This window comes from Actinomadura madurae, assembly GCF_047130825.1.
Lineage (GTDB): Bacteria > Actinomycetota > Actinomycetes > Streptosporangiales > Streptosporangiaceae > Spirillospora > Spirillospora madurae.
Genome location: NZ_CP083237.1, coordinates 4,994,765 through 5,015,218, shown reverse-complemented (window position 1 = coordinate 5,015,218; position 20,454 = coordinate 4,994,765). Strand labels below are relative to the sequence as shown.

At 71.7% G+C, this 20,454-nt stretch carries 22 protein-coding genes; 17 read left to right on the top strand and 5 right to left on the bottom strand.

Annotation, left to right across the window (positions count from 1 at the left end; all coding sequences use genetic code 11):
• Positions 1-80 precede the first annotated feature (80 nt).
• The 3 genes from pstC to pstB are packed head-to-tail and all read left to right on the top strand — an operon-like array spanning position 81 to position 2,755.
• Positions 81-1,061: a phosphate ABC transporter permease subunit PstC gene (pstC, locus tag K8Z49_RS22575; RefSeq protein WP_021597031.1), complete on the top strand. Its 981-nt coding sequence runs from the start codon at positions 81-83 to the stop codon at positions 1,059-1,061.
• Positions 1,058-1,963, top strand: coding sequence for a phosphate ABC transporter permease PstA (pstA, locus tag K8Z49_RS22570; RefSeq protein ID WP_021597030.1), 906 nt, complete (start codon positions 1,058-1,060; stop codon positions 1,961-1,963). The genes pstC and pstA overlap by 4 nt, the downstream gene beginning before the upstream one ends.
• 15 nt (positions 1,964-1,978) lie before the next feature.
• A complete protein-coding gene (pstB, locus tag K8Z49_RS22565) occupies positions 1,979-2,755 on the top strand; it encodes a phosphate ABC transporter ATP-binding protein PstB (RefSeq protein ID WP_075021445.1) in 777 nt (258 codons plus the stop codon).
• Positions 2,756-2,763: 8 nt separating this feature from the next.
• On the opposite strand, the gene K8Z49_RS22560 is transcribed toward pstB, so the two are convergent.
• Positions 2,764-3,480, bottom strand: a complete 717-nt coding sequence (locus K8Z49_RS22560) for a winged helix-turn-helix transcriptional regulator (protein WP_024936309.1) — start codon at positions 3,478-3,480, stop codon at positions 2,764-2,766.
• Between the two features lie 224 nt (positions 3,481-3,704).
• Here K8Z49_RS22560 and K8Z49_RS22555 point away from each other — a divergent pair, with 224 nt between their 5' ends.
• The 10 genes from K8Z49_RS22555 (at position 3,705) to K8Z49_RS22510 (ending at position 9,800) form a co-directional block, all read left to right on the top strand.
• On the top strand, positions 3,705-3,959 hold the full coding sequence (locus K8Z49_RS22555; protein WP_021597027.1) for a MoaD/ThiS family protein: 255 nt from the start codon (positions 3,705-3,707) through the stop codon (positions 3,957-3,959).
• 114 nt (positions 3,960-4,073) lie between these two features.
• Positions 4,074-4,781, top strand: coding sequence for a DUF2993 domain-containing protein (locus K8Z49_RS22550; protein ID WP_021597026.1), 708 nt, complete (start codon positions 4,074-4,076; stop codon positions 4,779-4,781).
• A 45-nt stretch (positions 4,782-4,826) separates the two neighbouring features.
• On the top strand, positions 4,827-5,342 hold the full coding sequence (locus tag K8Z49_RS22545; RefSeq protein WP_021597025.1) for a sigma-70 family RNA polymerase sigma factor: 516 nt from the start codon (positions 4,827-4,829) through the stop codon (positions 5,340-5,342).
• Entirely contained in the window at positions 5,339-6,061 is a 723-nt protein-coding gene (locus tag K8Z49_RS22540) for a zf-HC2 domain-containing protein (RefSeq protein WP_075021443.1), read from the top strand. The genes K8Z49_RS22545 and K8Z49_RS22540 overlap by 4 nt, the downstream gene beginning before the upstream one ends.
• 49 nt (positions 6,062-6,110) lie before the next feature.
• The gene (locus K8Z49_RS22535) at positions 6,111-6,536 is read left to right on the top strand and encodes a TlpA family protein disulfide reductase (RefSeq protein ID WP_075021627.1); all 426 of its coding nucleotides are present in this window, start codon (positions 6,111-6,113) and stop codon (positions 6,534-6,536) included.
• The gene (locus K8Z49_RS22530) at positions 6,533-6,718 is read left to right on the top strand and encodes an Ms5788A family Cys-rich leader peptide (RefSeq protein WP_021596473.1); all 186 of its coding nucleotides are present in this window, start codon (positions 6,533-6,535) and stop codon (positions 6,716-6,718) included. Before K8Z49_RS22535 ends, K8Z49_RS22530 begins: the two co-directional genes overlap by 4 nt.
• A gap of 80 nt (positions 6,719-6,798) precedes the next feature.
• Positions 6,799-7,236, top strand: a complete 438-nt coding sequence (locus tag K8Z49_RS22525) for a DUF4395 domain-containing protein (RefSeq protein ID WP_021596472.1) — start codon at positions 6,799-6,801, stop codon at positions 7,234-7,236.
• Positions 7,233-8,072, top strand: a complete 840-nt coding sequence (locus tag K8Z49_RS22520) for a sulfurtransferase (RefSeq protein ID WP_021596471.1) — start codon at positions 7,233-7,235, stop codon at positions 8,070-8,072. The genes K8Z49_RS22525 and K8Z49_RS22520 overlap by 4 nt, the downstream gene beginning before the upstream one ends.
• Positions 8,073-8,117: 45 nt before the next feature.
• The gene (locus tag K8Z49_RS22515; RefSeq protein WP_412520663.1) at positions 8,118-8,426 is read left to right on the top strand and encodes a DUF1416 domain-containing protein; all 309 of its coding nucleotides are present in this window, start codon (positions 8,118-8,120) and stop codon (positions 8,424-8,426) included.
• Positions 8,427-8,498: 72 nt separating this feature from the next.
• Positions 8,499-9,800 (top strand): hypothetical protein, encoded by a 1,302-nt coding sequence (locus K8Z49_RS22510; protein WP_146877324.1) that lies wholly within the window; start codon positions 8,499-8,501, stop codon positions 9,798-9,800.
• On the opposite strand, the gene K8Z49_RS22505 is transcribed toward K8Z49_RS22510, so the two are convergent.
• From K8Z49_RS22505 to K8Z49_RS22495, 3 genes are read right to left on the bottom strand one after another with little or no spacing between them, the layout of a single operon-like run.
• Entirely contained in the window at positions 9,688-10,260 is a 573-nt protein-coding gene (locus K8Z49_RS22505; protein WP_021596468.1) for a hypothetical protein, read from the bottom strand. The genes K8Z49_RS22510 and K8Z49_RS22505 overlap by 113 nt on opposite strands.
• Positions 10,257-10,859, bottom strand: coding sequence for a hypothetical protein (locus K8Z49_RS22500; protein ID WP_412520660.1), 603 nt, complete (start codon positions 10,857-10,859; stop codon positions 10,257-10,259). The genes K8Z49_RS22505 and K8Z49_RS22500 overlap by 4 nt, the downstream gene beginning before the upstream one ends.
• Positions 10,856-11,401 (bottom strand): hypothetical protein, encoded by a 546-nt coding sequence (locus K8Z49_RS22495; RefSeq protein WP_412520659.1) that lies wholly within the window; start codon positions 11,399-11,401, stop codon positions 10,856-10,858. Before K8Z49_RS22495 ends, K8Z49_RS22500 begins: the two co-directional genes overlap by 4 nt.
• A gap of 174 nt (positions 11,402-11,575) precedes the next feature.
• Between K8Z49_RS22495 and K8Z49_RS22490 the strand changes: the two genes are divergently transcribed.
• Positions 11,576-12,853, top strand: a complete 1,278-nt coding sequence (locus K8Z49_RS22490; protein ID WP_021596465.1) for a S8 family peptidase — start codon at positions 11,576-11,578, stop codon at positions 12,851-12,853.
• A gap of 52 nt (positions 12,854-12,905) precedes the next feature.
• Here K8Z49_RS22490 and eccCa read toward each other — a convergent pair whose 3' ends face one another.
• Positions 12,906-16,889, bottom strand: a complete 3,984-nt coding sequence (gene eccCa, locus K8Z49_RS22485) for a type VII secretion protein EccCa (protein ID WP_111830322.1) — start codon at positions 16,887-16,889, stop codon at positions 12,906-12,908.
• A gap of 175 nt (positions 16,890-17,064) precedes the next feature.
• Here eccCa and eccD point away from each other — a divergent pair, with 175 nt between their 5' ends.
• The 3 genes from eccD (at position 17,065) to K8Z49_RS22470 (ending at position 20,422) form a co-directional block, all read left to right on the top strand.
• Entirely contained in the window at positions 17,065-18,465 is a 1,401-nt protein-coding gene (gene eccD / locus K8Z49_RS22480; protein WP_075021437.1) for a type VII secretion integral membrane protein EccD, read from the top strand.
• A 7-nt stretch (positions 18,466-18,472) separates the two neighbouring features.
• Entirely contained in the window at positions 18,473-19,918 is a 1,446-nt protein-coding gene (eccB, locus tag K8Z49_RS22475; RefSeq protein WP_021596462.1) for a type VII secretion protein EccB, read from the top strand.
• A 216-nt stretch (positions 19,919-20,134) separates the two neighbouring features.
• Positions 20,135-20,422 (top strand): WXG100 family type VII secretion target, encoded by a 288-nt coding sequence (locus K8Z49_RS22470; RefSeq protein WP_021596461.1) that lies wholly within the window; start codon positions 20,135-20,137, stop codon positions 20,420-20,422.
• Positions 20,423-20,454: the final 32 nt, after the last annotated feature.

Here is a 20,454-nt window from a genome sequence, read left to right as displayed (position 1 = left end):
GGACCAGCAGCCCCGCCGCCGAGCACCTCGGCGGCGGGGCCGCTCCGGGTTCCGCCGACATGATCGAAGGGGGACGTCCCGTGACGAGCGAGACCGGCGTCGAGACGGCCGCCGGCGTCGAACAGCGCGCCGGCGGGGTGCGGATGGGCACCGGCCGGGCCGGTGACCGGATCTTCGCCGCGGCGGCCCGCGGCTCCGGCATCACCGTGCTGCTGATCATGGCCGCGATCGCGGTCTTCCTCGTCTGGAAGGCCATCCCGGCGCTCCAGGACAACGAGGCGAACTTCCTGACCGCCGAGGAGTGGAACCCGAACGCGACGCCGCCGGAGTTCGGCATCGCGCAGCTCGCCTTCGGCACGATCGTGTCGTCGCTGCTGGCGATGCTCATCGCGACGCCGGTGGCGGTCGGCATCGCGCTGTTCATCTCCTTCTACTCGCCCCGGCGGCTCGCCTCCGGGCTCGGCTACATCGTCGACCTCCTCGCGGCGGTGCCCAGCATCGTCTACGGGCTCTGGGGGCTCGCCTTCCTGTCCCAGCACATGGAGGGCATCAGCGGGTTCCTCAACGGCGCGCTCGGCTGGATCCCGCTGTTCGGCGGCGACTCGCCCGGCAAGAACTCCATCTTCACCGCCTCCGTGGTGCTCGCCATCATGATCCTGCCGATCATCTCGTCGATCTCCCGCGAGGTGTTCCTGCAGGTCCCGCGGGCCAACGTGGAGGCCGCGCTCGCGATCGGCGCCACCCGCTGGGAGATGATCCGGATGGCCGTGCTGCCCTACGGCCGCTCCGGCATGATCGGCGGCGCGATGCTCGGCCTCGGCCGCGCGATGGGCGAGACGATCGCGGTCGCGATGGTGCTGACCTACGTGCCCGGCATCAACATCCACCTGCTGGAGGACGGCGGCGCCACGTTCGCCTCCAACATCGCCAACAGCTTCGCCGAGGCGTCCACCACCGGGCGCGGCGCGCTGATCGCCTCCGGCCTCGTGCTGTTCGTCATCACCCTGCTCGTCAACATGGCCGCCCGCGCGGTCGTCGCGCGCCGGAAGGAGTTCGTGTGACCACCGTCTCCACGCGCCCGTCCGCGCCGGACACCTCGCTCACCTCGGTGTCGGCCGGGCGCAGGTTCAAGGACCGGGCCGTCCAGGGGCTCGTCTACCTGGCGTTCGCGCTGGCGCTCGTACCGCTGGTGTCGGTGCTGTGGACGGTCGTCGTGAACGGCGCCAAGCGGCTCGACCTGACGTTCTTCCAGTTCTCGATGAACGCCGTCAGCGGCAGCGACCCGGGCGGCGGCGCCTACCACGCGATCATCGGCACCCTGGAGCAGGTCGCGATCACCAGCCTGATCGCCGTCCCGATCGCCGTGCTCACCGCGATCTACCTGGTGGAGTACGCCGGAAACGGCCGGCTCGGCAGGATCATCAGCTTCACCGTGGACGTCATGACCGGCATCCCGTCCATCGTCGCCGGCCTGTTCGTGCTGGCGCTGTGGCTGCTGACGTTCGGGTTCGACTTCTCCGGGCTCGCCGGGTCGCTCGCGCTGACCATCCTGATGATCCCGACCGTGGTGCGGGCCACGGAGGAGATGCTGAAGCTCGTCCCGAACGACCTGCGCGAGGCGTCCTACGCGCTGGGCGTGCCGCGCTGGCGGACGGTCTGCTTCGTCGTCCTGCCGACCGCGATGACCGGGATCGTCACCGGCGTGATGCTGGCCGTCGCGCGCGTGATGGGGGAGACCGCGCCGCTGCTGCTGACGATCTTCTTCACCAAGGCGATCAACAACGACCCGCTCAACGGCCCGCAGGCGTCGCTGCCGACCTTCATCTGGGAGCAGGCCGCCGACCCCAACCAGAACTCGATCGACCGGGCCTGGACGGGGGCGCTCGTGCTGATCGGGATCATCATGCTGCTCAACCTCGTCGCCCGGTTCGTCGCACGCCGCAAGGCCCCCGCGGGCCGCTGACACAGAGGAGAGGAAATGGCCAAGCGGATCGAGGTCTCCGGGCTTCACGCCTACTACGGCGGCGTCCACGCCATCGAGGACATCTCGATGTCGATCGAGCCGCGCTCGGTGACGGCGTTCATCGGGCCGTCGGGATGCGGCAAGTCCACCTTCCTGCGCACCCTCAACCGGATGCACGAGGTCATCCCGGGCGCCCGCGTCGAGGGCAAGGTCATGCTGGACGACGACGACCTGTACGACTCGTCCGTCGACCCGGTGGCGGTGCGCCGCGTCGTCGGCATGGTCTTCCAGCGGCCCAACCCGTTCCCCACCATGTCGATCTACGACAACGTGGCGGCGGGCCTGAAGCTGAACGGGGTGCGCCGCAAGGGCCGGCTGGACGAGGTCGTCGAGGAGTCGCTGCGCGGCGCCAACCTCTGGACCGAGGTCAAGGACCGGCTCGGCAAGCCCGGCGCGGGCCTGTCCGGCGGCCAGCAGCAGCGGCTCTGCATCGCCCGCGCGATCGCCGTCCGGCCGCAGGTCCTGCTGATGGACGAGCCCTGCTCGGCGCTCGACCCCATCTCCACGCTCGCGATCGAGGACCTGATCGAGAAGCTGAAGACGCAGTACACGATCGTCATCGTCACGCACAACATGCAGCAGGCCGCGCGGGTCAGCGACCGCACCGCGTTCTTCAACATCGCCGGGACGGGCAAGCCGGGCAAGCTCATCGAGATCGACGAGACCAGCAAGATCTTCGCGAACCCGGAGCAGAAGGCGACCGAGGACTACATCACGGGCCGCTTCGGCTGAGGCGGGCGTCAGGCGCGTGCGGGGGTCCTGTCCTCGGCTTCGCCGGGACGGTGGTCGGGCACGAACCGGTAGCCCACGTTGCGCACGGTGCCGATCAGCGACTCGTACTCGGCGCCGAGCTTGGCGCGCAGCCGCCGGACGTGCACGTCGACGGTCCGCGTGCCGCCGAAGTAGTCGTAGCCCCAGACCTCCTGGAGGAGCTGGGCGCGGGTGAAGACCCGGCCCGGATGCTGGGCCAGGTACTTCAGCAGCTCGAACTCCTTGAAGGTCAGGTCGAGGACCCGGCCCCGGAGCCGGGCGGTGTAGGTCGCCTCGTCGATGGTGAGGTCGCCGCTGCGGATCTCGCCGGGCACCTCGTCGGCGTCGGTGACGGCCGCGGCGCGCCCGACGGCGAGCCGGAGCCGCGCCTCGACCTCGGCGGGGCCGGCGCCCTGCAGCAGCACGTCGTCCAGGCCCCACTCCGGGCTCAGCGCGGCGAGCCCGCCCTCGGTGACGATGCCGAGCAGCGGGCAGTCGAGCCCGGTGGTGCGCAGCAGCCGGCACAGGCTCTTGGCCTGCACCAGGTCGCGGCGCGCGTCGACCAGCACGATGTCGGCGGGCGGCGCGTCGATGAGCGCGGACGCCTCGGCGGGCGCGACGCGCACGGAGTGCAGCAGGAGCCCGAGCGCGGGCAGGACCTCGTCCGAGGGCTCCAGCGCGTTGGTCAGCAAGAGCAAGCTGCTCAAGTGCCCGCCTCCCGTCCGAAAAAGACGTAGGACCCAGGCGGCTCACCCTCCAGCCCCGGCAACGGCCGGCGACTCGAGAACGAGGCGACCATGAAGGGCATTTAGATGAACTCCATGGCCTCGTCGCCCGGATCCCTCCCCAAGAGCATAACCGAGCCGCCCCGAACGGCAATGAGCGCCCGCCCACACACACCCCGGAGGTCGCTCCCTGGGAGACTGAAGCCATGGCTAAGGGCACGTTGCGGTTTTGGGCGGCCGCTAAGGCGGCCGCGGGGACGCATGAGGAGCCGTACGACGCGGTGACGCTGGCGGAGGCGGTGGCCGCGGCCGGGGACGGGCGCGGCGGGGAGTTCGCGCGGGTCGTCGGGCGGAGCTCGTTCCTCATCGACGGGCAGCCGGTGGGGACCCGTCCGCACGAGTCGGTGATGCTGCCGGAAGGCGGTGTGGTGGAGGTGCTGCCGCCGTTCGCGGGCGGCTGATCCCACCGGCAGGGTGATTTCTCCCGGTCGCACGGTCATTCCCCGGTGCGACGCCTTCCGGGTCGTTCGCCCATTATCGTGTGGCGATCGCATGCCGGAGCCCGAAGGAGAGACATGCGGAAGGTACTGCTGGTACTGCTGATCCTCGTGGCTGTGGCGCTGGTCGCCGCGGACCGGATCGGGGTCCGGGTCGCGCAGGACAAGATCGGTGAGCAGGTGGCCGCGCAGAACAACCTGCGGCAGCAGCCGGAGGTCACGATCCACGGCATCCCGTTCCTGACCCAGGCGGTCGGGGGCGAGTACGAGCGCATCGAGGTGGCCGTCGGCGACCTGACGGAGCAGGGCGTGACCGTCACCGGCGTCAAGGTCGACCTGCGGGGCGTGGAGGCGCCGCTGTCGGAGGTCACCAAGGGCAGCGCGGCGAACGTGACCGCGCGCACCGCGACCGCCTCCGCCGTCATCCCCTACGACATGATCCAGAAGGAGGCGCCGAAGGAGGTCAAGCGGATCGGGCCGAAGGGCGACGACCTGTCGGTCGACATGACCGGCGCCGTGCTCGGCGTCCCCGTGAACGGCACCGCGGTGGTGGAGGTCAAGCCGACCGCGAAGGGCATCGCGATCACGCCCGTGTCGGTGGGGTCGAACGGCGCCGCGCAGATCCCGCTGGCCCTCGTGAAGCGGCAGCTCACCTGGACCGTGCCGGTCGCCGACCTGCCCGTCGGGTCGCGGATCAGCGAGATCCAGCCGACCGAGGAGGGGCTGCGCGTCTCCGCGACCGCCCAGAACGTCCGGCTGAACGATCTGCGGGCGGAACAGAAATGACCCGTGTCCGGTGAACCGGGCCGCGAGGACGTACGTGTCAGTGGTGTGGGACCGACGGCGGATGAGGGGTTGCTTCGCGCCCTGTACAGCGAGCACGGGGGTCCCCTCCTCGGCTACGTCCTGCGGCTGACCGGCGGGGACCGGACCCAGGCCGAGGACGTCGTCCAGGAGACGCTGCTGCGCGCCTGGCGGCATCCGGAGGCGCTGGCGGGGCGCCCCGCGCGGCCGTGGCTGTTCACGGTCGCGCGGAACCTCGTCGTGGACGCCCATCGCGCCCGGCGCGCCCGGCCGCCGGAGACGGGCATCGACGAGCAGCTCATGATGACCGCGGCGGGCTCGGACGACATCGACCGGGCGCTGGAGTCCTGGACGGTCGCCGAGGCGCTCGCGGGGCTGAGCCCGTCGCACCGGGCGGTGCTGGTGGAGACCTACTACAAGGGCCGGTCGGTGGCGGAGGCGTCCAAGGCGCTCGGGATCCCGCCCGGCACGGTCAAGTCCCGCACCTATTACGCATTGCGGGCGCTCAAACTCGCATTGGAGGAGCGGGGGTTGGCGCCATGAACGACTGCGCGGACGTGCGCACCGCGCTCGGTGTGTACATGCTCGGCGCGCTCGACCCCGGGGAGCGGAGCCAGGTGGAGGCCCATCTGGAGGGCTGCCCCGCCTGCCGGGACGAGCTCGCCGGGATGGCCGGCCTGCCCGCGCTGCTCGGGCGGGTCGACGAGGCGCAGCTGGAGCAGATCGCCGGGCCGCCGCCCGAGCTGCTGGACGGGCTGCTGGCCAGGGCCGCCGAACGGCGGAGGGGATGGCTCGGCCCGCTGGGGCGCATGGCCGGCGGGCGCGCGCGGTGGGTCCCGCTCGCCGCGGCCGCGTGCCTGGTACTGGTCGTCGGGGTGCTGGCCGGCGCGCTGCTGTTCCCGTCCCGGGACGGCGGCACCGTCGCCGCGCCGCCGTCCGCCACGCCGACCGGGTCGGCGGTGCAGGGCGAGCGCATCAACGCGGCGGACCCGAAGACCAACATCAAGGGGTACGTGCTGCTGCACCGCAAGGCGTGGGGGACGGAGGTGGAGCTGCACCTCGCCGGGGTCCCCAAGGGCTCGCACTGCCGGCTGCTGGTGATCGCGCGGGACGGCCGCCGGGACGCGCTCGGCAGCTGGTACGTCCCGTACGACGAGGGCTACGGTGAGTACCGCGGGTCCACGATGTTCCCGCGCGGCCAGCTGTTCTCGTTCGAGGTCGTCGGCCTGGACGGGCAGCCGCTGCTCACGATCCCCACCTGAGGGGACGGCCCGGGGAAGAAGTCCCCGCTTCCGGGAGTTGTCCATGCCGATGACCGGACTATGGATCGCGGTGGCGGTCCTCATCGCGGCCACGGTGTTCGGCCTCGTGCGGCGGCACCGTGACGGGGTGCTGCGCGCCCGCGGGGAGAAGGGCGGCGAGGTGACCGAGACCATCGGGCCGGACGACGTGGGCGCCGAGCTCGGCGAGAAGGCGACCCTGCTGCAGTTCTCCAGCGCGTTCTGCGCGCCGTGCCGCGCCACCCGCCGCGTCCTCGGCGAGGTGAGCGGGATGGTCGACGGCGTGGCGCACGTCGAGCTCGACGCGGAGGCGCATCTCGATCTCGTCCGGAGGCTGAACGTCGTCCGGACGCCGACCGTCCTCGTCCTGGACGCCGCCGGGCGTGTCGTCCGCCGCGCCACGGGAGCGCCCCGCAAACCCGACGTCATCGCGGCATTGGGCGAGGTCATTCCGTGAGCCGTATCGGGATGACCTGGGATAAGACGAATATCACTGTCTCGCAAGGCGAGACGGAAGTGACAGCGCGTGGATTGCCGCTTAACATCGAGTCCGTGCGTTACTGGACAGAGCAGATGCTCACGAAGCGCCGCGCGGTCGACTTCTGCCGCGTGGCCGCCTCGCTCTGTCGCATGGTCTGAGGCATCGAGCCCGTCCGCCCCCGAGCACCTTTCCGCTTCTCAGCTCGTACGCACGCTTCCACTCCGCCAGGAGCACCCCGATGCAGGTTGATCCGCGTGGGCCGCGCTTCGGCGCATACGTCACCACCGTCGTCCTCATCGCGGTGCTGGTGAGCGGAAGCTGGGCACTGCTCGCCGCCCAGGCCGTCGTGTTCGCGCTCGCGACCTTCCTCGGCCTCCGGTACGCCCCGTACGGACTGGTGTTCACAGTGCTGATCCGTCCCCGGCTCGCTCCGCCCAGGGAACTGGAGGACGCGGCCCCGCCCCGCTTCGCGCAGGGTGTCGGCCTCGCCTTCGCCCTGGTGGGAACGGCCGGGTACGCGACGGGGATCACCTGGCTCGGCATCGGTGCCACCGCCCTCGCGCTGGCGGCGGCGTTCCTGAACGCGGTGTTCGGGTTCTGCCTCGGCTGCGAGATGTATCTGCTCCTCCGACGTACAACCGCGAAATTCCGCTCCGAGAGGGAGGTTCCCGCATGAGCCGCTCAGACGTCCTGGTGGACACCGACTGGGTCGAGGCACACCTGGACGACCCCGGTCTGGTGCTCGTCGAGGTCGACGAGGACGTGTCCGCCTACGACAAGGGCCACATCCGCGGCGCCGTGAAGATCGACTGGAAGACCGAGCTGCAGGACCCGGTCCGCCGCGACTTCGTCGACAAGACCGGGTTCGAGCAGCTGCTGTCCTCCAAGGGCATCGCCAACGACGACCTGGTGATCCTCTACGGCGGCAACAACAACTGGTTCGCCGCGTACGCGTACTGGTACTTCAAGCTGTACGGCCACGGCAAGGTGAAGCTGCTGGACGGCGGCCGCAAGAAGTGGGAGCTGGACTCCCGCGAGCTGGTCACCGACGTCCCGTCCCGTCCCGCGACCGACTACAAGGCCAAGGAGCAGGACCTGTCGATCCGCGCCTTCCGCGACGAGGTCGTGGACGCGATCGGCAAGCAGAACCTGATCGACGTCCGGTCGCCGGACGAGTTCAGCGGCAAGCTGCTCGCCCCGGCGCACCTGCCGCAGGAGCAGTCGCAGCGGGCCGGCCACGTGCCGACCGCGGCCAACATCCCGTGGTCGAAGGCGGCCAACGACGACGGCACGTTCAAGTCCGACGAGGAGCTCCGGGAGCTGTACACCGAGGCCGGCGTCGACCTGAACAAGGACACCATCGCCTACTGCCGCATCGGCGAGCGCTCCTCGCACACGTGGTTCGCCCTGCGCGAGCTGCTGGGCCTGGAGAACGTGAAGAACTACGACGGTTCCTGGACCGAGTACGGCTCGCTCGTCGGCGTGCCGATCGAGCTCGGCGCCGCCAAGTAAGCGACGAGTTCCCGTCACGATCCGTCACACGGAGATGGAGGAGCAATGACCCAGGGCTGCGCAGCGCCCGAGCAGACGGCGCACCTGCCTGCGACCGTCGACCTCACCAACGAGGCCGTCATCCAGGGGACCGTCACGCGTGACGGCACCCCCGTGTCCAGCGCCTACGCCCGCCTGCTCGACTCGTCCGGCGAGTTCACCGCCGAGGTGGTCACGGGCGAGGAGGGCGTGTTCCGGTTCTTCGCCGTCGACGGCGACTGGACCGTGCGCGTCCTGGCGGCGGGCGGCGTGAGCGTCGACAACACCGTCACCGCGAAGACCGGCGAGGTCGCCGGTCTCCAGGTCGCGATCTGACCGACGCCTCCGCGTCGCGAACCCCGCCGTCCCGCCCCACCTGGGACGGCGGGGTTCGTTACGATCGGCGCGATGTCCGGATTGCCCGCTCGCTCGCCGTTGATCCTGCCGTGGGCCACGCTGAAGCTCGCGGGACGCTTCGTCCTGCCGCTCGCCCTGTGGTTCACCGTGGGGGAGCTGCTGCGCTACGGGGCGATGTACGCGGGCTACCGGCTCGGCACGATGAAGGGCGTCGCGGCGACCCTCGCGCCGATCGTCACCGTCGGCCTGCTCGTGGTGATCACCCTGGCGGTGACGGTGCTGATGGTGCACTGCGTCCGCGAGGGCCTGGACGTGGTGCACGCCCGGGACGCCGGCGGCGGCCTGACGCCGTGGGCGGTCGGGAACGAGGAGTCGGTGATCGGCGCGATCGGCCGCGCCGCGCTCCCGTTCGTGATCTTCTACCTGGCGTGGGGGAGGCACGGCGAGGACGCCCGCGAGTTCGCCGGCCAGGCCGCGAGCCGCGGGTTCGCCGAGGGCGGCATCGAAGGGCAGATCCAGGGTGCCGGGCTGCTGCTGTCGATGGAGAAGCACCTCGGCCTGGCGATCGGCCTCACCGCGGGCCTGTTCGTGCTGAAGGTGCTCGCCGAGTGGCGGCTGGAGCCGCGGCTGCCCCGCGCGGTCGGCGCGCTCGTCGCCTTCCTTGAGATCAACTTCGCGCTGTTCGGCATCTTCACGATCGACCACCTGCGCGGGAAGGGCGTCGACTGGTTCACCGGGCGGCAGGTGTGGGCGTGGGTGAACGACGCCGCCGGGCCGGCGCTCGGGCTGTGGCCGCCGTTCAAGGACGCGGTGCTCGGCGCACTGATCCTGCTGGTGATCGCCGGGGTGGTCCTCGGGCTGGACGCGGGCGACGAGCGGGTCGTGCTGGGCGGGAGCCGGGCGGCGCGGCGGCTGGCCGCCGCCGGCGGGGTCGACCGGGCGGGCAGCCCGCGGGAGCTGCTCACCCGCGGGTTCCGCGAGATGTGGCTGCCGGCCTGGTACGGGCTGCGGCTCGTCCGCCGGTCCGGGCTGATGCCGTTCGCCGTGTTCTGCCTGCTGTTCACCGGCCTGCACGTGGCGGAGGGCGCGTCGCGCCGGCAGGTGTACGAGCTCATCGGCCCGCACGAGGTGACGTGGTGGATCCAGGCGCTCCCGTTCGTCGGGTACGGGACGGGCCTGGTGTTCGAGGTCCTGCGGATCTGCCTGCTCGCGGCGGCGTTCAACCTGGTGATGGCGCGGGTCAGCGCGAGAACCGCAGCGAAACCTGCGGCTCCCCCGGCTTCCGGGACGTCTTCGGTGCCCGGATCTCCAGTTCGAGCGAGTCCGCCATGGAGCGGGGCACGGTCCCCTTGACGGTGACGCCCATGGCGACGCCCGCTCTGGGTTCGCCCGTCCGCTGCCCGAGCGCGGACCATTCGCGGCCTCGGCCGTCCAGGAGCCGGTAGACGAGCCCGTAGGAACCGACCGCCTTCGCGCTGGCGGCGTCCCCCGGGCGGACGGCGAGCTGGACCCGCAGTTCGGTCACGTCGCCGGTCTTCTGGAGGGGTTCGGCCTTCTGCCGTCCGTAGATCCTCCACTTCGCGCCCGCCAGTTCACCGATCTGGCCTTCCGGGACGGTGGTGACCTTCTCGGGCGGCTTCAGGTTCTTCCGGACGCTGTTGGCCTCGTCCGCCCACTGCACGGCGAGCAGCGTCGCCACGGCGCACACGAGCGCGATCGCCTCGGCCACGCGCCTGTCCTTGGGACGGATCCGGGAGCGTTCGGGGGCGTCGGGGAGGGGGATCCCGTCGGGACGGGTCTCGGAGGCCGTCACGGGTCCTTCTCGATCTCGTACCGCTCGGCGGCGCCGCGGATCAGTTCGGCCGCCCGGCTTCCGGAGAGGCCCAGGTCGATGTCGGCGGCGGCCGACAGTTGCGGGAGCAGCCCGCCGGTGCCGACGACGAGGTGCGCCCCTTCGAGCCGTTCCTTGGGCAGCTCGAACAGGAACGCGGTGGGCGTCCAGATCAGCGGCTGGAAGGTCGGCTGCGCGTCGGCGGAGGCCGTCCCGGTGCGCGGGTCCTCCTTGAAGGTGTAGCCGCCGGGCGTCTCCAGCGTCGCGGCCCTGAGCTGGATCGGCTCCTCCCGGCTCATCGCCCGGAGCCGCACGACGAGGTAGACGCCGTCGGTGCCGACGGGCGGCGGGTCGCCCAGGCTGAGGCTCGGCGCCAGCGACCGCGCGACGTCCACCCGGTCGACCCGGAGGCTGAAGGACCGGGTGGTGATCTCCTCGCCGACCGTGCCGCCGGTCCGGATGGGGTCCAGCTCTGCCGCCTCGACCTTGGGGCGGAGGGTGTGCAGCCACATCGCGCCGGCGAGCAGCAGCGTCCCGCCGATGCCGGCGCCGGCCCGCAGCAGGATCTCGCGCGCGTTCACCGCGGGCTCACCGGGAGCGTGAGGCGGCCGGCGAGGTCGTCGCCCTCGGTCATGATCAGCCACTTGTAGCTGACGTCGGTGAACCCGTGCTCGTACTCCCACTTCTTCAGGCCGACGGTCAGCTTCGTCGGCGCGTCCGCCGGGCCCATCTTCCACATGGCGGACGCCTCCACGGGCAGTCCCGGCTGCGTCGTGTCGGTCTTGGCGCCGGCGGCGACGCCCTCCACCTGTTCCGGCTTGACCCACTTCCCGGCCCTGGTCAGCGCGACCACGCCGTTGCCCAGGCCGCCGATGCCCAGCGAGGCCGTCTCCTTGCCGTTGTTGAGCACCCGCATCCGGACGATGAGGAACCGCTCCCTGGCGCTGCCGAACCCCGCGTCCACGACGCCGATCCGGGCGTCGTGGACGGTGACGGTGAACAGCCCGAGGTCGAGCGGCTCGCCCGGCCGCTTCGCCGGCTGCTTCGGCGTCTCCTTGAAACCCCCCACCAGCCAGAGCGCCGGCACCAGGACGGCGAGCACGCCGAGGACCGCCACGGGCACGAGCCACCGCCGCGACCGCGGAGGCTGCCGATGTTCTGCCGGTGGAGGGGGAACCGGCGCGTGGGGGTGCACCTGCCAGATGGTAATACGCCGGGTATGTCCGGGCTGGACGTGATACCCGCTCCCGAGATCCCTTAGAGTCGTGGGGTTCGCACACGTCAGGAGAGACGAGGTATGCGCGGAGGGCGAATCGCGGCGGGCACCGCAAGCCTGGCCCTGACGTCCGGTCTGGCCTTCGCCCCGGCGGCGGCCGCGGCCCCGGCGGCCCCGGCGGACCGTCCACGGGCGGCGCCCACGCCGACCAAGAAGCCGGCGAAACCGAAGAAGACCCAGCAGCGGGCCCCGGCGCCCAAGTGCAACAAGCAGATCGGGCAGCCCGCGTCGGCGATCACCGTCGAGCCGTGGGCGCAGCGGCGGCTGGACTTCGAGCAGGCGTGGCCGATCACCCGCGGCGGGGGCGTGACCGTCGCCGTCGTCGACAGCGGCATCAACGCGGCCCACCCGCAGCTCAAGGGCAAGGTCGCCGCGAGCTTCGACGCGTCCGGGACGACGACCGACGACTGCCTCGGGCACGGCACCGAGGTCGCCGGCATCATCGCCGCCACCGACATGCGCAACCGCGACGTCCCGTTCGTGGGCGTCGCCCCGCAGGTCAAGCTGCTGAACGCCAAGTTCGCCAGCGGGGAGAGCACCCAGGACAACACGCTCCTGCCGAAGGCCATCACCTGGGCCGCCGAGCACGGCGCGAAGGTGATCAACGTGTCGTCGGCCGCCCCGGACACGCCCGCGCTGCGCGCCGCCGTCCAGGCCGCGCAGCGGCGCGACGTGCTGATCGTCGCCGCCGCCGGCAACGTCGCGCAGGACCAGCGCGGCAAGGAGAGCGCCGCCTACCCGGCCAGCTACAAGGGCGTCCTGTCCGTCGCCGCGGTGGACGAGGCGGGCACCATCACCGGGTTCTCCAACATCAAGACCCGCATCGACGTGTCGGCGCCGGGCCAGAACGTCATCTCCACGCTCGGCAACGGCTACGCCGGCGGCCTGCAGGGCACCAGTTTCGGCGCCCCCTACGCCACCGGGGTCGCGGCGCTCGTCCGCGCCAAGCACCCCGACCTGAACTACCAGCAGGTCATCAACCGGATCCTCATCACCGCGGAGGGCGGCAACGGGCAGGGCAGCGGGCACGGCATGATCAGCCCGCTGCAGGCGGTGTCCGGCCTCGTCGACCCGAACGCCCGGCCGGGCGCGGCCGACGCCCGCCCGCTGAGCGGCGCCGTCCCGATCGCCAAGCCCGAGCCCGTCGACCACCGCGCCCGCACCATCGGCCTCGTCGTGGCGGGCGGCGCCCTCGCCGCCGCCCTGCTCGTCGCGCTCGGCGGGGCGGTCATCCCGCTCGGCCGCAGACGCGGCTGGAGGCCGGGCCGCGCCGTCCTGCCCGCCGAGGAACGCGACTGAGAAACGCGGAAGCCCCGGGCCGCGACCGGCCCGGGGCTTCCGCGTGCGCCGCCTACAGTTGCTGGCCGTAGAAGGCCGTCTGGATGAGGCGCTTGCCGGTGCGGCGGTCCGACTGGGTGCCGCGCCCCTGCGGCAGCGGGCCGGGCCGGACGTCGAACAGGTTGCCCTCGTCCTTGTTGCCGGACATGATCAGCGCCGGGGTGGCCATGTCCTTCAGCCGCTGCAGGACCGGGTCGAACATGGCCCGCCCCGCGCCGCCCATGGTGCGGGCGATGATCATGTGCATGCCGATGTCGCGGGCCTGCGGCAGCAGCTCGGCGAGCTGCGCGAGCGGGTTCCCGGACGGGGTGGCGACCAGGTCGTAGTCGTCCACCACCAGGAACAGCTCCGACCCGCTCCACCACGACCGGTTGCGCAGCTGCTCCGGCGTCAGGTCGGACGGGGGCAGCCGGTTCACCAGGGCGCCGTGGACGTCCTTCATCAGCCCGCCCGCGGCCGTCGACGACGCCGCGAACCCTATGACGTGCTCGCTCTCCGCCGAGTCCAGCAGGGCCCGCCGGTAGTCGAGCATGATGATCCGGGCCTCGTCCGTCGTGTAGCGGGCCTTGACCGACTCGACGATCAGCCGCAGCAGGTTGGACTTGCCGCACTCGTTGTCGCCGAGGACGACGAAGTGCGGATCGTTGTCGAAGTCCAGCAGGACGGGCGACAGCGTGTCCTCGTCGATGCCGATCGGGATCCGCTTGCCCGTCTCGGTGACCGCGGGCAGGGAGGTGTGCGGCAGCACGTCCGGCAGCATCCGGACCGGCGGCGCGGGCGGCCGGCCCTGCCAGCCCGCCTGGACCGTCTGCACCAGCTGCCGGAGGCCGTCGGTGAGGTCGCCCGCCGAGGGGCGGGCGTCGATGCGGGGCAGCGCGTTGAGGAAGTGCAGGCCCTCGCGGGTGAGGCCGCGCCCCGGACGTCCCTCGGGGACGTTCGCGGCGAGCTTGCGGTCCATCTCCGACTCGTAGGGGTCGCCGAGCTTCAGCTCCAGCTTCGTGGTGAGCAGGTCGCGGATCGTGAGCCGGAACTCCGACCACTTGTTCGTCGCGGCGACGACGTGGATGCCGTAGCCGAGACCGCGCGCGGCGAGATCGGTGACGGTCGCCTCGACGGCCTCGAACTCCTGCCGGACGGTCAGCCAGTTGTCGACGACGAGGAACACGTCGCCGAAGCCGTCCCCGGCGATCTGCCCCTCGGCGCGCATCCGCCGGTACGCGGCGATCGAGTCGATGCCCCGCTCGGTGAAGAACCGCTCCCGCGACTCCAGCAGCCCGGACACCTCCGCGACCGTCCGCCGGACCCGGTCGGGGTCGAGGCGGCTGGCGACGCCGCCGACGTGCGGCAGGTCGGCCAGCGCCGCGAGCGCGCCGCCGCCGAAGTCGAGGCAGTAGAACTGCACCTCCTGCGGCGTGTGCATGAGCGCCAGCGACGTGATGAGGGTCCGCAGCACCGTCGACTTGCCGGACTGCGGGTTGCCCGCCACGCCGATGTGCCCGGCGGCGCCGGACAGGTCCAGCCACATCGGGTCGCGGCGCTGGTCGAACGGCTTGTCGACGATGCCCGCGAACGCGTGCAGCCGCCCCCGTCCGTCCCACCCGGCGGTGGTGAAGCCGAACTCCGGCGTCTGCTGCAGGTTCGGCAGGACCTGGTCCAGAGTGGCCGGCTCCTCCAGCGGCGGCAGCCAGATCTGGTGCGGCGGCGGGCCGTGCCCGGCGAGCTGCTTGACGACCAGGTCGAACAGGCTGATCTGCGGGCCCTTGTCCTCGTTCTGGCGCTGCTGCTCTTGCTGCGGCTGCTCCTGCATCTGGGGCTGCACGTACGCGGGGGTGAACGGGACGACCTGCGCGAGCTGCCGCGGTCCCTGCTGCGACGACTCCTGCGCCTGGTCCTCCTCCGGCTTGTACGCGCCCGACACGTACGCGGCCCGGAACCGCGTCATCGTCTCGGTGCCGATCTTCAGGTAGCCGTTGCCGGGCGCCTGCGGCAGCTCGTAGGCGTCGGGCACGCCGAGGACGACCCGCGACTCGGCCGAGGAGAACGTCCGCAGGCCGATCCGGTAGGACAGGTGCGTGTCCAGGCCCCGCAGCTTGCCCTCCTCCAGGCGCTGCGAGGCGAGCAGCAGGTGGACGCCCAGCGAGCGCCCCAGCCGCCCGATCATCACGAACAGCTCGGCGAAGTCGGGCTTGGCCGACAGCAGCTCGGAGAACTCGTCCAGCACCACGAACAGCGTCGGCATCGGCTTGAGCGCCGCGCCCTGCTCGCGGGCCTTCTCGTAGTCGCGCAGCGAGGCGTAGTTGCCGGCGGCGCGCAGCCACTCCTGCCGCCGCACCATCTCGCCGTGCAGCGCGTCGTACATGCGGTCGACGAGCGGCAGCTCGTCCTCAAGGTTCGTGATGATGGCCGAGACGTGCTGGAGGCCGTCCATGCCGAGGAACGTCGCGCCGCCCTTGAAGTCGACGAGGACGAAGTTCAGCACCTCCGACGAGTGCGTCATCGCCAGGCCGAGCACCAGCGTGCGCAGCAGCTCCGACTTGCCGGAGCCGGTGGCGCCGATGCACAGGCCGTGCGGGCCGTACCCGCCCTGCGCGGCCTCCTTGATGTCCAGCTCGATCGGGCGGCCGTCGGCGTCCAGGCCGATCGGCACCCGCAGCCGGTTGCGCGGCGCCCGCGGCTGCCACGCCTGCCGCGCGTCGATCCGCGCCGGGTCGGGGACGCCGAGCAGCGTCGTCAGCGTCGTCGCCGCGGACAGCGCGTCCATCTCCGGGCCGGTGGCGGCGCTCGCCCGCAGCGGGGCGAGCTGCCGGGCCAGGCCGTCCGCCTGGACGTAGCTGAACGCGTCGGGCCTGCCGAGCAGGCTCGGCACGTCCTTGCCGGTGCGGTCGCGGCGCAGCATCGCCATCTTGTCGGGCGCGACCCGCAGCCGCAGCATCGTGTTGTCGGCGGTCGGCGCGACATGGCCGGTCAGGTCGATGACGCAGACGCCCTCGATGCCGTCCGAGCCGATCTGCGAGTCGGGGGTGACGGCGCCGCCGTCCACGATGACCACGTGGTAGGGCAGGTCGCTCTGCTGGAGGCCGGGGGTGAACCGCGCCCGGTCCTTCACCTCGGTGCCGAACATCCGCTCCAGCTCGGCGAGGCTGCCCGCCATCAGCCGGACCGGGCCCGCCGCGTCGGTCACCTTCGGGTGCATCGAGTGCGGGAGCCACTTCACCCAGTCCCAGTGCGGCATCGCGTCCGGCGACGCGCACACGCTGACCCGCATGTCGTCGGGGGAGTGGAACGCGGTGAGCTGCGCGACCATCGCCCGCACCATGCCGCGCACCGCCTCCGGGTCGCCCATCGGCAGGATCCGCGCGAACGACGGCAGCGACACCGCCACCGGAAGGTTCGGCACCGTCGAGTGCGCCCGGACGAACCGGCGCAGCGCGCCCGCCGTCATCGGCTCCAGGTCCTCCACCGGGCGCGTCTCCGGCGGGATCAGCTGGACGGCGAGCTTCTGCGGGCCCGCGCCGATCCGCACGTTGCCGAAGTCGGGGTCGGTGGGGCGGCGCTCCCAGATCCGGGCGCTCATCACCAGCGACCACAGCGAGTCGGGGGACGGGCTGTTCCACTCCAGCGACTCGCGCTGCTGCTCGGCGGCACGGCGCACCTTCCGCCGCACCTGCGACAGGTAGCGGAAGTAGTCGCGGCGCGCCCCGTTCAGCTTGAACTTGCGCTCGCCGGAGCCGCGGCCGAGCTGGCCGAGCATCATGCCGCCCATCGCCAGCGCCATGCCGCCGCTGCTGACCATCATCAGCGGGCTGCGGGTGCCGCCGCCGAGGAACATCAGGCCCATCATCAGCGGCATCACGGCCATCGGCAGGTACATGAGCACGTTCTGCAGGCCGCCGCTCTGCAGCTCCGGGATCTCCGGCGGCGACTCCAGCAGCAGCTCGCCCTTGGGGGCCGGCGGCGGTTTGCGGCGCTCCTTGCGCCTGACGAGGGTGGTGCTCACCTCGGCGTTCCTCCGTGGGCTCGCACCCCGGGCGGCCGAGTTGTTCGGGGGAGCACGGCCGGCCCGGGGACTACGTGTGATGCTTGAGGTTGATTTAGCGTAGGCGGACGTCACATCCTAAGCTGCGCGTCGATCGGATCCGCCCCCTGATCTGACCTGGAGGACGGGAGCTCCCGTGAATTCGCCCGCCACAACCGAACTCTGCAGGGTCACCATCGTCGCGCCGAAGCGGCGCATCGACGTGTCCCTGCCCGCCGACGTGCCGCTCGCGCACATGCTTCCGACACTGCTGCGCGCGGCGGGCGAGGACATGGCGGACGCCGGGCTCGCCCACTCCGGCTGGGTCCTTCAGCGGCTCGACTCCGATCCGTTCGACGCCTCGCAGACGACCACCGCCCTCGGCGTCCGCGACGGCGAGATCCTCTACTTCCGGCCGCGCATGGCGCAGCTGCCGGAGATGTCGTTCGACGACGTCGCCGACGTGATCGCGTCCGGGATCCGGGAGCGCACCGACCGGTGGCGGCCCACCACGACGCGCTCCTTCGGGCTCGGCGCGGGCGGGATCGCGCTGGTCGTCGGCGCGATCGTCATCGCGCTGTCCGGCCCGCCGTGGATCGTGCCTGCCGCCGCTGCGGGGGTCATCACGCTGCTCACCCTGATCATGGCGACGGTCCTGTCGCGGGCGGTCGCCGACTCCGGCGCGGGCGTGATCCTCGGCTACGCGGCGCTCCCGTACGCGTTCCTCGCCGGGCTGGCCGCGCCCGCCCGCAAGGACCTGGAGCTGTTCGACCTCGGCGCGCCGCACCTGCTGGCCGCGTTCGGGGTGACGGCGCTCGCCGCGATCATCGCCGCGTTCGCCATCGCCGACGGCCTGCCCGTCTTCCTCGGCGTCGCGTTCGCCGCGTTCGTCGGCGCGATCGGCGCCGGGGTCGGCTTCGCGTTCGACGGCCTGCCCGCCGCGGGCATCGCCGCCGTCGCCGCGGTGGTGGTGATGATGTTCATCGCGGCGGTGCCGTCGCTGTCGTTCAAGCTGGCGCGGATGCCGCTGCCGCCCGTCCCGAGCAGCGCCGAGGACCTGCGCCGCGACACCGAGACGGTGGACGGCCGGCAGGTGCTCGCCCGCACCGCCGCCGCCGACCGGTTCTCCACCGGCCTGATCGCCTCGATCGCGCTCGTCGCGGCCGGGGCGATGCTGTTCCTGTTCGCCGAGGACGGCTGGGCCGGGCCCGCGACGTCCGCGACGATGTCGGTGTCGCTGCTGCTGCGCGCCCGGATCTTCCGCGGCGTGGCGCAGCGCTCCTGGATGCTCGTCATCGGGTTGTTCGGGCTGGTGCTGACGACGATCGGGATGGCGCTGCACGGCAGCCAGGTCGTGGCGCTCGCCGCGGCGCTCGTCCCGCTGCTGGTGCTCACCGGGATCGTCGTCGCGGTCACGCTGTGGCTGCCGGGCCACCGCCCGACCCCGGTCTGGGGCCGCTGGGGCGACATCCTCGACATGCTCGTGATGATCTCGCTGATTCCGCTCGCGCTCGCGGTGCTGGACGTCTACACCCGCGTCCGCGGGCTGGCCGGGTGACGCGCTGATGCAGAGCCGGCGCGATCTCTACCAGGCGCACCGCCTGATGACGCAGCGGGTCGGGCTCGCCCTGCTCCAGGGTGAACCGGACGTCGCCGAGTCCCCGATGCGGCGGCTGTCGGTCGGCGCGTTCGCCGGTGTGATGGTGGGGCTGCTGATCATCGCGGTGTTCGGCATCTGGGGGCTGCTGTCCCCGGGCGGGGCCAAGGGCCTGGACGAGCCCGGCAAGCTGATCATCGAGAAGGAGACCGGGACCAAGTACATCTACGACGCGGGCACCAAGAAGATGTTCCCGGTCGCGAACTACGCGTCCGCGCTGCTCGCGCTCGACTCCGACAGCGAGCCGGAGCGGCGCACCGTGTCGCGCAAGTCGCTGTCCGGCTTCGAGCGCGGCGCGATGATCGGCATCCCGGGCGCGCCCGACTCGCTGCCCGGCAAGGACCAGCTCATCCGCGGCCCCTGGTCGGTGTGCACCCGGCAGGCGTCCGGCCCGACGGGCGTGCCGCGGCAGATCAGCGCCCTCGCCGCCGGGCGCAAGGTGGGCGGGCGCCGGCTGAGCGACACCGAGGCCGTCGTCGTGCAGACCGGCGGCGCCCCGTGGGTGGTCTGGAAGGACCACCGGATGCAGATGACGATCCCGGCGAACCAGGTGACGTCGCTGACCGGCGGGCCCGGTGCCGTCGAGGTGCCGGCGACGTGGCTGAACGCGATCCCGGCCGCGGGCAACTTCGGCTCGCCGAACGTCCCGGACCGGGGCAAGTCGGTGCCGGGCCCGCGCGGCGGGACGTCCCGCGTCGGGCAGGTGTTCAAGGCCGAGACCGGCGCCGGCGGGCAGGCGCTCTGGTACGTGATGCTCCCCGACGGGCTCTCGCAGATCAACGAGACGCAGGCGCAGCTGCTGCTGCGCGACGTCAAGACCGCCGCGGCCTACCCCGGCGAGCAGGCGCGCCCGCTGCCGACGGACGTCCCGTCGGCGCAGCAGCTCGCCTCGAAGACGCGGCTGCTGGACAACAACCTTCCGCCGACGCTACCGAAGTTCGTCTCCTGGGATACCGCCACGCCGCTGTGCTCGGTGTTCCCCGTCGGTTCCGCGACGGCCCAGCTGACCATGGGCGGATCGCTCCCGGCTCCGTCCGCGGGGGTGCTCGGCTCGGGCACCGCGGGCTCGTCCGGGACGATCGACCAGATGGTCCTGCCGCCCGGCGGCGCGGCGCTGATGAGCCTGGTCCCCGCGGGCGGCGGCAACGCGCAGGGCGGCGGCTCGGGGTCGCTCTCGCTGGTCAACGACCAGGGCATCCGGTTCGCGCTCCCGTCGGCGGAGGTCGCCAAGAAGCTCGGCTACGACGCCAAGAAGGCGGCGCCCGTCCCGTCCAGCGTCATCCACCTCATCCCGCAGGGCCCGGCGCTCGATCCCACGCAGGCGCGCAAGCCGATGTCCACCTCAAAGGCCTGAACTATGACGTAGGTCACATGAACCGCTAGATCATCAGGCGCGTCGACATAGATGGCGCGTAACACCTATGATCGCTCACATTTCGTGTCGTCAGGAGTGCTCCCTTAGCAGGCCGGGCCCCGGTCACCGCTCCCTTTTCTCTTCTGAGGCACGTGAGAAAAATTCGCAAACGGAGGTGACACTGTGGGAAACACGTCCGCAGCCGACAGAGCAGCGATGCAGCAGGCCGCGACCCGGATCGAGGATTCCGCGGGCATCGTCAAGGGCCTGCAGAGCCAGCTCGAAGGGCACAAGTCGCAGCTGATGTCCGGTTGGTCCGGTAACGCCGCGGTGTCGTTCAACCGGGTCTTCACCGAGTTCCAGACCGAGATGGACAAGGTCCGGACGGCCCTGGAGGGCATGCACCAGAAGCTCGTGCACACGAAGATCACGTACGAGAGCACGGAGCAGGAGCAGCAGGACGCGGTCAACAAGATCAACCAGCTGCTCAACGGCGGCACCTGATCGGTCCCCCTCCCCGTCATCCCTCCGACCGC

Bases quoted from the DNA above. Each gene is read 5' to 3' on its own strand.
- K8Z49_RS22540 (WP_075021443.1), top strand. From the start codon at position 5,339: ATGAACGACTGCGCGGACGTGCGCACCGCGCTCGGTGTGTACATGCTC.
- K8Z49_RS22555 (WP_021597027.1), top strand. From the start codon at position 3,705: ATGGCTAAGGGCACGTTGCGGTTTTGGGCGGCCGCTAAGGCGGCCGCG.
- K8Z49_RS22525 (WP_021596472.1), top strand. From the start codon at position 6,799: ATGCAGGTTGATCCGCGTGGGCCGCGCTTCGGCGCATACGTCACCACC.
- K8Z49_RS22535 (WP_075021627.1), top strand. From the start codon at position 6,111: ATGACCGGACTATGGATCGCGGTGGCGGTCCTCATCGCGGCCACGGTG.
- K8Z49_RS22510 (WP_146877324.1), top strand. From the start codon at position 8,499: ATGTCCGGATTGCCCGCTCGCTCGCCGTTGATCCTGCCGTGGGCCACG.
- K8Z49_RS22515 (WP_412520663.1), top strand. From the start codon at position 8,118: ATGACCCAGGGCTGCGCAGCGCCCGAGCAGACGGCGCACCTGCCTGCG.
- K8Z49_RS22550 (WP_021597026.1), top strand. From the start codon at position 4,074: ATGCGGAAGGTACTGCTGGTACTGCTGATCCTCGTGGCTGTGGCGCTG.
- pstB (WP_075021445.1), top strand. From the start codon at position 1,979: ATGGCCAAGCGGATCGAGGTCTCCGGGCTTCACGCCTACTACGGCGGC.
- K8Z49_RS22490 (WP_021596465.1), top strand. From the start codon at position 11,576: ATGCGCGGAGGGCGAATCGCGGCGGGCACCGCAAGCCTGGCCCTGACG.
- K8Z49_RS22520 (WP_021596471.1), top strand. From the start codon at position 7,233: ATGAGCCGCTCAGACGTCCTGGTGGACACCGACTGGGTCGAGGCACAC.
- eccB (WP_021596462.1), top strand. From the start codon at position 18,473: ATGCAGAGCCGGCGCGATCTCTACCAGGCGCACCGCCTGATGACGCAG.
- K8Z49_RS22470 (WP_021596461.1), top strand. From the start codon at position 20,135: ATGCAGCAGGCCGCGACCCGGATCGAGGATTCCGCGGGCATCGTCAAG.